Origin of the sequence: Kineococcus gypseus, assembly GCF_050871305.1 — a bacterium.
Taxonomy (GTDB): Bacteria; Actinomycetota; Actinomycetes; order Actinomycetales; family Kineococcaceae; genus Kineococcus; species Kineococcus gypseus.
Window position 1 is genome coordinate 1 of the sequence record NZ_JBJLRD010000084.1, and the last position, 10,186, is coordinate 10,186.

The 10,186-nt window shown below is 77.7% G+C and carries 9 protein-coding genes and 2 pseudogenes; 3 read left to right on the forward strand and 8 right to left on the reverse strand.

What is annotated here, in order from left to right; all coding sequences use genetic code 11:
- Positions 1 to 256 precede the first annotated feature (256 nt).
- Both ACRYMN_RS20015 and ACRYMN_RS20020 read right to left on the reverse strand, forming a co-directional pair.
- Positions 257 to 757 carry a MarR family winged helix-turn-helix transcriptional regulator gene (locus tag ACRYMN_RS20015; protein WP_432499017.1) on the reverse strand — a complete coding sequence of 167 codons (501 nt, stop codon included), beginning with the start codon at positions 755 to 757 and terminating at the stop codon, positions 257 to 259.
- A gap of 78 nt (positions 758 to 835) precedes the next feature.
- Complete coding sequence (locus tag ACRYMN_RS20020; protein ID WP_432499020.1) at positions 836 to 1,888, reverse strand: YeiH family protein; 1,053 nt, start codon at positions 1,886 to 1,888, stop codon at positions 836 to 838.
- A gap of 142 nt (positions 1,889 to 2,030) precedes the next feature.
- Here ACRYMN_RS20020 and ACRYMN_RS20025 point away from each other — a divergent pair.
- Both ACRYMN_RS20025 and ACRYMN_RS20030 read left to right on the forward strand, forming a co-directional pair.
- Positions 2,031 to 2,955 (forward strand): annotated as a pseudogene (locus ACRYMN_RS20025) (LysR family transcriptional regulator).
- A 71-nt stretch (positions 2,956 to 3,026) separates the two neighbouring features.
- A pseudogene (locus tag ACRYMN_RS20030) lies at positions 3,027 to 3,755 on the forward strand (SOS response-associated peptidase); the annotation flags it as partial.
- 46 nt (positions 3,756 to 3,801) lie between these two features.
- Here the strand turns inward: ACRYMN_RS20030 and ACRYMN_RS20035 are convergent.
- Complete coding sequence (locus tag ACRYMN_RS20035; protein ID WP_432499038.1) at positions 3,802 to 4,350, reverse strand: GNAT family N-acetyltransferase; 549 nt, start codon at positions 4,348 to 4,350, stop codon at positions 3,802 to 3,804.
- Between the two features lie 164 nt (positions 4,351 to 4,514).
- On the opposite strand from ACRYMN_RS20035, the gene ACRYMN_RS20040 reads away from it, so the two are divergent.
- Positions 4,515 to 5,573: a helix-turn-helix domain-containing protein gene (locus tag ACRYMN_RS20040; protein ID WP_432499022.1), complete on the forward strand. Its 1,059-nt coding sequence runs from the start codon at positions 4,515 to 4,517 to the stop codon at positions 5,571 to 5,573.
- On the opposite strand, the gene ACRYMN_RS20045 is transcribed toward ACRYMN_RS20040, so the two are convergent.
- From ACRYMN_RS20045 to ACRYMN_RS20065, 5 genes are all read right to left on the reverse strand, one after another.
- On the reverse strand, positions 5,518 to 6,063 hold the full coding sequence (locus tag ACRYMN_RS20045; protein WP_432499025.1) for a DUF4396 domain-containing protein: 546 nt from the start codon (positions 6,061 to 6,063) through the stop codon (positions 5,518 to 5,520). The two genes, ACRYMN_RS20040 and ACRYMN_RS20045, sit on opposite strands and share 56 nt — an antisense overlap.
- On the reverse strand, positions 6,056 to 7,000 hold the full coding sequence (locus tag ACRYMN_RS20050; RefSeq protein ID WP_432499027.1) for an alpha/beta hydrolase: 945 nt from the start codon (positions 6,998 to 7,000) through the stop codon (positions 6,056 to 6,058). The genes ACRYMN_RS20045 and ACRYMN_RS20050 overlap by 8 nt, the downstream gene beginning before the upstream one ends.
- A gap of 121 nt (positions 7,001 to 7,121) precedes the next feature.
- Positions 7,122 to 8,573, reverse strand: a complete 1,452-nt coding sequence (gene argG / locus ACRYMN_RS20055; protein WP_432499029.1) for an argininosuccinate synthase — start codon at positions 8,571 to 8,573, stop codon at positions 7,122 to 7,124.
- Positions 8,574 to 8,635: 62 nt separating this feature from the next.
- Positions 8,636 to 9,751, reverse strand: a complete 1,116-nt coding sequence (locus ACRYMN_RS20060) for an SDR family oxidoreductase (protein WP_432499032.1) — start codon at positions 9,749 to 9,751, stop codon at positions 8,636 to 8,638.
- A gap of 52 nt (positions 9,752 to 9,803) precedes the next feature.
- Positions 9,804 to 10,046, reverse strand: a complete 243-nt coding sequence (locus ACRYMN_RS20065) for a hypothetical protein (RefSeq protein ID WP_432499035.1) — start codon at positions 10,044 to 10,046, stop codon at positions 9,804 to 9,806.
- Positions 10,047 to 10,186 lie beyond the last annotated feature (140 nt).

A 10,186-nucleotide genomic window follows, 5' to 3' on the forward strand; every position in this document is an offset into this window, starting at 1 on the left:
CTCGGTGGTCAGCGCGTTGTTCTGATCCGGCATCGTCTCGGCCGAGAACTCGACGTCGACGACGGGCCCGATGACTCGGGCGATCCGGCCGGTGGCACCCTTGCTGGTGCCGGCCGGCGTCTCGGTGACGGTGGCGGTCACGGTCGCTCCTCTGCGGGGTCGCGGGAACAGGGGTCGCAGGAACAGGGGTCGTGGGGACAGGGGTGTTCCGGTGCGGGGGTTCCGCACCACCCGCCGCCGCGGCGGGACGTCCGCGTCAGTCGCGGCGCAGGCGCCGGTCGACGAGCGCCTGCAGGCCCCCGGTGGAGCGGGCGACCTGCTCGACGGCCGAGCGCAGGCGCTCGTACTCCTCGGCGCCGGTGCGGCGGCGCTGCTCGTCGCGGAAGCGCCGCCGGGCCTCGCGGGCGGCGGCGACCACGGCGTGCCCGCGCTCGGTCAGCGACACCTCGCGCACCCGCGCGTCGCGACCGGCGTTCTTGGTCACGACGCCCAGCTGCTCGAGCTCGAGCACCATCTTCGAGGCGCCCTGCTGCGTCACGCCGAGGCGTTCGGCGAGCACGCGCACCGGCTGCGGTCCCGGCACCAGGTGCTGCACGAGGTAGCCGTGCCGCTCCCGCAGCAGCGGGAAACCCGCCTGCGCCAGGGCGTCCTCGACCGCCGCGGTGGCGCCCGCGGCGGCCGCCGTCAGCAGCAGGACGAGGTCCTCCTCCACCGGCAGGGGGCCGCGGCCGCCGCCCTCCTCGTCCCCGCCGTCCACGGGGACGACGCTACCGCGGTCCCCCCAGATGCACAACCTTGGTTGTGCATCTGGGGGTGGTCGTGCGGTCGGGACGGGTCAGGCGCCCAGCAGCCGCACGCCCGCGTACGCCGTGCCCGCCACCAGCGCCCACGACGCCAGCGCCAGCAGGACGACGCGCGCGCCGGTGCGCCGCAGCACCGTCAGCCGCACGCCCGCGCCCAGCCCCACGAGCGCGGCCACCAGCAGCACCTCCTGCACCCGCCGGGCCGCGTCCAGGACGGGCACCGGCACCAGCCCGGCACCGGCCAGCGCGACTGCGGCGAGGAACCCGGCGACGAACAGCGGCACCACCGCCGGGCGCCGTCCGCCGGCCGCGCCGGCGCGCCCGCCGCGGCGGCGGGCCAGCACCAGCCCGGCCACCAGCGGGCCCAGCAGCACCATCCGGCTGAGCTTGACGACCAGCGCGGCCGCCAGCGCGCCGGGCACCCGCTCGGCGGTGGCGACGGTCTGCCCCACGTCCTGCACGCTGGCGCCCACCCACGCGCCGAACGCCGCCGGGTCCAGGCCCAGCGGTGCGCGCAGCAGGGGCAGCGCGACGATCGCCAGGCTCCCGCACAGCGTCACCAGCGCCACCGCCACCGCGGTGTCCTCCTCGTCCGCGCCGGTCGCCTCGCGCACCGCGGCGACCGCCGACGCGCCGCACACGGCTGAGCCGGACGCCACCAGCAGCGCCCGCGCCGGCGGCACGCCCAGCACCCGCCCCAGCAACCGCGTGCCGGTGAAGGTGACCGCGACCGTCGCGACCACCACGGCCAGCCCGCCGGCGCCCAGCGACACCACCTGCGGCAGCGCGACCTGCAGACCCAGCAGGACCACCGCGGCGCGCAGCAGCCGGCGGGCGGCCAGCTCCGTGCCGGGCCGCAGCCGCTCGCGCAGCCCGGCGCCGCCGAGCGCGCCCACCCCGGCGGCCAGCGCCAGCCCCAGCAGCACCGCCGCCGTGGCCGCGCCCAGCCCGGGCACCAGCGCCGCGGCCGCGCACGCCGCGGCCGTGCCCGCGCCCACCGCCACCAGGCCCGGCCACGGCCCGCCCCGGTGGCCCGGCACCGCGCCCGGCGCGGCACCCGCCACCGCGACCACCACGTCCCCCACCCCGCCCCGCTCGCCCCGTCCCCGTCCCCGTCCCCGTCCTCCTCAGCGTCGGCGCGCCGGGCCGGGCCCGGTAGGTGGCCCGCGGCGATGGACCCATCAGCGGCGCTGATGGGTCGTGGCGTGGGCGGCGTAGGGTTCCGGCGTGGTCGAGCGCGGGACGGGTCTGTCGCACGTGCCCGACCTGGACTCCCTGCAGCTGCTGCTGCGCGTGGCCGCCACCGGCAGCCTGGGCCGGGCGGCGGCCGAGCACGGCCTGAGCCAGCCGGCCGTCAGCGCCCGCGTGCGCGGCCTCGAGCGCCTCGTGGGGGTGCCGCTCGTCGCGCGCGGCGCGCGCGGCTCCACGCTGACCCCCGCCGGTGCGCTGGTGGCCGACTGGGCCCGCGACGTCCTGCAGGCCGCGGCCGTGCTGGAGGCCGGCATCGCCTCGCTGCGCCGCGACGGCGAGCAGCAGCTGCGGGTGGCGGCCAGCCTGACCGTCGCCGAGCACCTGCTGCCGCGCTGGCTGGTGCACCTGGCCGCCGAGCGCCCCGACACCGCCGTGAGCCTGCACGCGGTGAACTCCGAGCAGGTCGCCGCCGCCGTGCGCGCCGGCGAGGCCGACCTCGGGTTCGTGGAGGGACCGGCCGCCCCGCCCGGCCTGACCAGCCGCACCGTCGCCCGCGACCGCCTCGTGGTCGTCGTCGCCCCGGCCCACCCGTGGGCGCGCCGGCGCGCACCGGTGAGCGCCGGCGAGCTGGCCCGCACCCGCCTGGTGCAGCGCGAACCGGCCTCGGGCACGCGCACCGCCCTGGAGGCGGCGCTGCGCGAGCACAGGCCCACCGCCGCGCCGCTGCTGGAGCTGTCCTCCACCAGCGCCATCCGCTCCGCCGTCGCCGCCGGCACCGCCCCGGCCGTGCTCAGCGCCCTGGCCGTCGGCGACGACCTCGCCCTGGGCCGCCTGGTCGCGGTGCCGGTGCGCGACGTGGACCTGACCCGCTCGCTGCGGGCGGTGTGGCCGCGCGGGGCGCGCCCCCCCCGGGCCCGCGCGCGACCTGCTGGCCATCGCCGCCCGGCCCGCCGCGCGCTGAGCGCTGCCGCTGCCGCGCGGGGGCTGCGCGGTGTCGGGGGGTGGGGCGAGACTGCCCGCATGTGCGGTCGCTACGCCCTGTCCCGCTCCGACGCCGACCTGGTGGCGCTCTTCGACGTCGGCGAGGTGGTGGGCGAAGCGCTGCGGCCGTCGTGGAACGTCGCGCCCACCCAGCGCGCGCGGGCGGTGCTGCAGCGCGCCCCGCAGGACGCCCCGGACGCCGCGGCCGTGCGCCAGCTGCGCACCCTGCGCTGGGGGCTGGTGCCGTCCTGGGCCAAGGACCCCGCCATCGGGAACAAGATGATCAACGCGCGCGTGGAGACGGTGCTGGAGAAGCCCTCCTACAAGCGCGCCGCCTCCCGGCGCCGCCTGCTCGTGCCCGCCGACGGCTACTACGAGTGGCAGCGCCGCGAGGACGGCACCAAGGTGCCGCACTTCCTGCACGACCCCGACGGCGAGGTGCTGGCCTTCGCGGGCCTGTACGAGCTGTGGCCGGACCCGGCCAAGGCCGAGGACGACCCCGAGCGCTGGCGGTGGACGTTCACCGTCATCACCACCAGCGCCTCCGACGCGCTGGGCCACATCCACGACCGCACGCCGCTGGTCGTGCCGCCGGGGATGCGCGACGACTGGCTGGACCCGGAGCTGACCGACCCCGAGCTCGTGCAGCAGGTCCTCGACGCGGTGCCCGAGCCGCACCTGGTGCCGCGCGTGGTCTCCACCGCGGTCAACAGCCCGCGCAACGACGGGCCCGACCTCGTCGAGGAGGTCCCGGTGCAGGGCGAGCTCGACGTCACCTGAGCGCCGCCGTCCGGGCACCGGCACCCGGCGCCGCCGGGGCGCCCCGTCAGGCCGCGGGGTCGCGCAGGCCCACCGCGTCGTGGCGCCAGAACACCTCCGGGTACACCAGCGTGCCGGTCATCCACGGCTCGCGGGCGTCGAGCAGGACCACCTGGAACGCCGCGTCGGGGATGCGCAGCGACGGCTTGCGGAACCCGTGCGCCGCCCCGGCCCCGAACCCCAGCCGCCCGTAGTACCCCGGGTCGCCCTCGAGGAACACCGCGGGCACCGACCGCTCGGCCGCGTCCGCCAGCGCGGCGCGCACGAGCGCCGAGCCGGTGCCGCGCCGTTGCGCGGCGGGCGCGACGGCCAGCGGGCTGAGGACCTCCACGCGCACCAGGCGCCGCGGCGCGTCGAGCACCGCGGCGGTCAGCGCCACGTGCCCGACCACCCGACCGCCGGCCTCGGCGACCAGGGACAGGCCCGGGTCGGCCGTCAGCAGCGCGCGCAGGTCCTCGACGAGGTCGGCCACGACCCGGCCGTGCTCGCCGAACGCCTCCAGGTGCAGCGCGCGGACCGCGTCCCGGTCCCGCGGCTGCTCGCGGCGCAGGTGCACCGGCGGGGGCGGGGTCGCGCTCACCGCACCAGCGTCGCCGCCGCACCCCGGCGCGTGCCACGGGGTTTCCCGCAGGGCGCTCGTCCCCCGCGGGGCGTTCCCCCGCGGCGCCCGGCTGCCTACGATGCCGGGCCAGGGGCGCGACGGGCACGGAGGGGACGGGGGTGGGCCGGGTGGCGCTCGTGCTGGACACGTCGGTGCTGCCGCCGCGCGAGAGGGCCGCGGCGTTCCACGCCGTGCTGGGCGCCGCCTCGGTGCCCACCGAGGTCCGGCACGGCACGGACCCCGGCGACGTGCGCACCCGCGCGCGCCTGACCCGCCTGGGCCGCTGCGACGTCTTCAGCACCGCCGGCACCGCGTTCTCCCTGCACCGCACCGCCCGGCACGTGCGCCGCCACCCCAGCAGCGTCGTGGCGCTGGCCCTGCAGCGCGCCGGGCGCTCGCGCCTGGACCAGGGCTCCGTGGGCCGGGTGGAGCTGGCCCCCGGGCAGGTCTTCGTCACCGACCTCACCGAGCCGTACGAGTACGTCCAGACCGGCGCGGGCGACGTCCTCGCGTTCCAGCTGGACGTGGACGCGCTGGGCGTGCCGGTGGAGCGGCTGCGCCGCGCCGCGCCCCTGCTGGCGCGCAGCCCGCTGCACCCCGTGGTGCGCCACCACCTCGCCCTGCTGGAGCCGGCCGCGGAGCAGGTGGACGGGTCGGCCGCCGCCGAGGCGCTGGGGGAGTCGACCCTGCTGCTGTTCCGGGCGCTGGTGGACTCCGTCGGCGCCGGCGACCCGCGCCCGGCGCTGGCCGACGTGCTCTTCGAGCGGGTGCGCTGGTACGTGCGCCGGCACCTGTCCGACCCGGGGCTGTGCGCCGCGCAGGTGGCCGCCGCCCACCACGTCTCGGTGCGCCACCTGTACGCGGTGCTGGCCGCGCACGGCGTGGCGCTGCGCCCCTGGCTGCTGCAGCAGCGCCTGGCCGGGGCGCGCGAGGAGCTCGCGCGCCCCGGCGGGCGGCCGATCGCCGCGGTCGCGCGGGCGTGGGGCTTCGCGGACCCGGGGCACTTCTCGCGCCGGTTCCGCGAGGCGCACGGCACCACGCCCGGCGAGTGGCGCCGCGCGCACGCCGCCGGGGGCGCCGGTGCCGTGGGCGCTCCCGGCGCTCCCGGTGCCGCGCTCGCCGTCAGCGGTGCGCGTGCAGGTCGTGCACCACGGCGTGCCCCTTCCCGCGGCCGATGAGCGCGACGTTGACGGGCACGGTGACCACGAACGCCACGGCCAGGGCGAAGGCCATCGCGCCCCAGAACAGCGCATCGCCCAGCCCGGCGTCCATCGCCCCGGGCACGGCGAGCATCACGAGGTTGTCCACGGTCTCCATCGAGATCAGCGAGACGGTGTCGGCGGCCAGCGCGACGCGCACCGCCCGGCGCAGCGGCAGCCCCGAGCGCAGCACGGGGCGCACCGTCAGCGCGTAGCCGAACAGGAACGCCAGCGCCACGGCCAGCGCGACGCTGGGCGCGTCGGCCCAGCCCCACCAGGTCGCCAGCACCATCCCGAGCACCTCGCCGATCGCGCAGCCGGTCAGGCAGTGCAGCGTCGCCGAGACCGCCAGGCGCCGCAGCTCCCGCCCGCGCGGCGGCGCGGGCCGTCCCGGCGCGTGCCCCGGCGCGTGCCCCGGCGCGTACCGGGGCGCGTACCGGGGCGCCGCCGCCGGACGCGGCTCAGGCACCGCTCGGCGCCGGCTGCGCCAGCCCGTCGCGCCCGTCGCGCCCGTCGTCGGCGCGCTCGCCGGGACCCCCGGGACCGCCGGGTGCCGGCAGCGCCGGGAAGTGCTCGGTGAGGAACCCCAGCGCCGTGCCGGCCACCTCGCGCCAGCCGGAGTCGATCGTCAGGGAGTGCCCGCGGCCGGGCAGTTCCACGACCTCCGTCACGCCGGGGTTGCGCCGCTGGCGCGCGTGGGCGGCGCGGGTCAGCGCCCACGGCACCGTGGTGTCCCGCTCGCCGGAGACGAGCAGCAGCGGCCCGCGCTCGGGGTTGCGCACGTCGACCGCCGCCTCCGTGAAGGGGTTGACGTTCGCCGTCGCCGCCTGGAACAGCGGCGCGCCGGGCGCGGCGACGTGGAACTCCTCGTACAGCGCGCGCGCCTCCTGCTCGCTCAGGGCGCCGGCCCAGCCGTAGCGGAACTGCTCGAACGTCAGGGTGACCGCGCGCCGGGCGTTGGCGGGGTTGCCCAGCACCGGGGCGGCCGAGCGCAGCGAGGAGAGCGGCAGCGGCAGCACCCCGCGGAACGGGGCGGGGTCGATCGCCACCGTCGCGCGCGAGGCGCCCAGCCCGGCCAGGCGCTGGGCGATCAGCCCGCCGAAGGAGTGGCCCACCACCGCCGGGCGCTCGCGCAGCCGCCCGATCGCCTCCAGGTGGTGCTCGGTGACCCGCCCGACCTTCTTGCCCGCGAACACGGACGGGTCGGCGCGGGCGGTCGCCACGTCGGGCGGGTCGTCCGGCCAGCCCGGGGCGACCGTCGCGTACCCGGCCCGCTCGAACTCCGCGCGCCACCGGTCCCAGCTGCTCGCCAGCAGCCACAACCCGTGCACGAACACCACGACCCGGCGCCCGGAGGCGTTCGCGTCCTCCACCTGCCGCAGCTCGGCCCGCGTCAGCGTGCTCATCCCCGCTCCCTCCACCGTCCTGGGGCTGTGGAAGCTAGCGGGGACCACCGCCGCCGGGCTGTGCCCGGCGCGCACGACGGTGTGCTGGACGTGCACGACCCCGGTGCCGGGGGCGCTCGCGTCAGTCGGTGCCGGACTCCATCGCGGCGCGGTCGAGCAGCGCCTCGTCCTCGGAGACCTGCCCGCGCGAGGCGATCGCCTCGGCGCCGCCCTCGTCCATCGCGCCGATGAGGCCGGTGGAGGCGGCCTGCGCGGCGCCGACCAGCACCTGCTGCGGGGACTGCCCGACCAGGCCCAGGCGCGCGTACTGCTCCAGGCGGGCGCGCGAGTCGGCGATGTCGAGGTTGCGCATGGTCAGCTGGCCGATGCGGTCCACCGGGCCGAACGCGGAGTCCTCGGTGCGCTCCATCGACAGCTTGTCGGGGTGGTAGCTGAACGAGGGGCCGCGGGTGTCGAGGATCGAGTAGTCCTCGCCCCGGCGCAGGCGCAGGGTCACCTCGCCGGTGACGGCCGCGCCGACCCAGCGCTGCAGGGACTCGCGCAGCATGAGCGCCTGCGGGTCCAGCCAGCGCCCCTCGTACATCAGGCGGCCCAGGCGCCGGCCCTCGTTGTGGTAGCTGGCGACGGTGTCCTCGTTGTGGATGGCGTTGACGAGGCGCTCGTAGGCGGCGTGCAGCAGCGCCATGCCCGGCGCCTCGTAGATGCCGCGGCTCTTGGCCTCGATGATGCGGTTCTCGATCTGGTCGGACATGCCCAGCCCGTGCCGGCCGCCGATCGCGTTGGCCTCCAGCACCAGGTCCACCGGCGAGTCGAACTCGCGGCCGTCGATGGTGACGGGGCGGCCCTGCTCGAAGCCGATGGTGACGTCCTCGGCGGGGATCTCGACCTCGGGGTCCCAGAACCGCACGCCCATGATGGGCTCGACGAGCTCGACGCCGACGTCGAGGTGCTCCAGGCGCTTGGCCTCGTGGGTGGCGCCCCAGATGTTCGCGTCGGTGGAGTACGCCTTCTCGGTGCTGGCGCGGTACGGCAGGTCGCGCGCCTGCAGCCACTCGGACATCTCCTTGCGCCCGCCCAGCTCGGTGACGAAGTCGGCGTCCAGCCACGGCTTGTAGATGCGCAGCGAGGGGTTGGCCAGCAGGCCGTAGCGGTAGAACCGCTCGATGTCGTTGCCCTTGAAGGTGGAGCCGTCGCCCCAGATCTGCACCTCGTCGGCGAGCATCGCGCGCACCAGCAGCGTGCCGGTGACGGCGCGGCCCAGCGGGGTGGTGTTGAAGTAGCTGCGCCCGCCGGAGCGGATGTGGAACGCCCCGCAGGTCAGCGCCGCCAGGCCCTCCTCCACCAGCGCGGCGCGGCCGTCGACCAGGCGGGCGACCTCGGCGCCGTAGGCCTGCGCGCGCCCGGGCACGGAGGCGATGTCGGGCTCGTCGTACTGGCCGATGTCGGCCGTGTACGTGCACGGCACGGCCCCCTTCTCCCGCATCCAGGCCACCGCCACGGAGGTGTCCAGGCCACCGGAGAAGGCGATCCCGACGCGTTCGCCGGCGGGCAGGGAGGTGAGGACCTTCGACATGCGCAAGATTATGCACGATGGTGGATGGTCATGCAAAGCATGCGCCCGGCCGGGGTCGCGCCTCACCGGAAGGCAGGCACCACCCGCTGCTCCACGAGGCGGTCGATCAGCGCGCAGAAGCGGTCCAGGCTGTCCAGGCACTCGCCGAAACCGGCCCGGCGCACCTTCACCGTGCTGGTGACGTTGTCGAACTCCGAGTGGAAGAGGAAGTCGCCGAACTGCCAGCCCACCAGCCGCTCGTAGGGCGTGGGCACGAGCCCGTGCTCGTCGGCGAGCCGGTTCCAGAGGGCCTCGTGCATCGGCATCACCGAGCTGAGCGGGAAGTCCTGCGGCTCCTCGTGCTCCATGCCCAGGTGGCGCGCGAGGTGCTCGTAGGCGTGCGCCCAGCGGAACTGGTCGCCGTTGGTGACGTTGAAGACCTCCCCGCGCGCGGCCGGTGCCGACCCGGCCCACACGGTGGCGCGCGCCAGCAGCTCGGCGTCCGTCACCTGGTACAGCGCCTGCGCGGCCGCGCGCGAGCCGGGGAAGCGCAGCGGCAGGCCGAGCGCGCGGCTGACCGCGGCGTGCACGGCCACCACCATGAGGACGTTCATGGGGTTGCCGGTGGCGTACCCCACGACGCCCTCGGGACGCAGCACCGTCACCCCGAACCCGCGCCGGTCCGCCTCGGCGCGCAGCACGTCCTCCTGCGCGTAGTAGAAGTTCGGCACCAGCAGCCGCGGGTCGCTCTCGCGGGCGGGCGAGCGAAAACCCCCGGGCAGGTGCGCGCCGTACGCCTTGCCGCCCTGGTAGAGCGTGACGTGCTCCAGCGGGGCGTCGGCCAGCGCGTCCAGGCCGTGGCGCAGCAGGGCGGTGTTGTCCTCGACCTGCCGGCGCTCGTCACCCCGCTCGACGTACGCGGCGAAGACCAGGTGCGTGGTGCCGCGGGCACCGGCCAGGCCCTCGCGGGCGCCCTCGGCGGTGGACAGGTCCGCGCCCAGCGCCTGCCACGGCACGCCGGGCTGCTCGCGCCGGGCCGCGCCGCGCACGGTCCAGCCGGGCACGCGCGCGTACTCGGCGGCCGCGTGCGCGCCGATCACCCCCGCCGATCCGACGACGAGGGCGGTGCCGGGGCGCTGCGCGGCGCCGGCGATCGGGTCCAGCCCGCCCAGCGGGCCGGTGGCGGGGGAGTCGGGCACGGGGCTCCTCGGGTGCTCTGGCGGGTGGTCCGGCGGGTGGTGGCGGGGGTGCTCAGGCGCCGGGCTCGTGGAACTCCGGCGCCAGCGGGTCCTCGGCGTCCCCGTCCGCGCCGAGCGCGGACGCGGGCAGGGGCGCGTCGTCGCGGGCGGCCAGCTCGGCCTCGGCCGTGCCCTCCACGGCCGCGCCGTCGTCGCCGTCCGCGTGCAGCGGGTACGTCGCCGGGCCAGGCTCGCCCTCGTCGTTGCCGGTGGCCATGGCGGAGTCCAGCTCCGGCTCGTCCGGTCCGCTCGTCACGGGGTCCTCCTGTCGTCGTCCTCGTGCGGGTCGTACCCGGTCGCGGGGGGGGGGGGGGGGGGGGGGGGGGGGGGGGGGGGGGGGGGGGGGGGGGGGGGGGGGGGGGGGGGGGGGGGGGGGGGGGGGGGGGGGGGGGGGGG

Bases quoted from the DNA above. Each gene is read 5' to 3' on its own strand.
- argG (WP_432499029.1), bottom strand. From the start codon at position 8,573: ATGTCGAAGGTCCTCACCTCCCTGCCCGCCGGCGAACGCGTCGGGATC.
- ACRYMN_RS20050 (WP_432499027.1), bottom strand. From the start codon at position 7,000: ATGAGCACGCTGACGCGGGCCGAGCTGCGGCAGGTGGAGGACGCGAAC.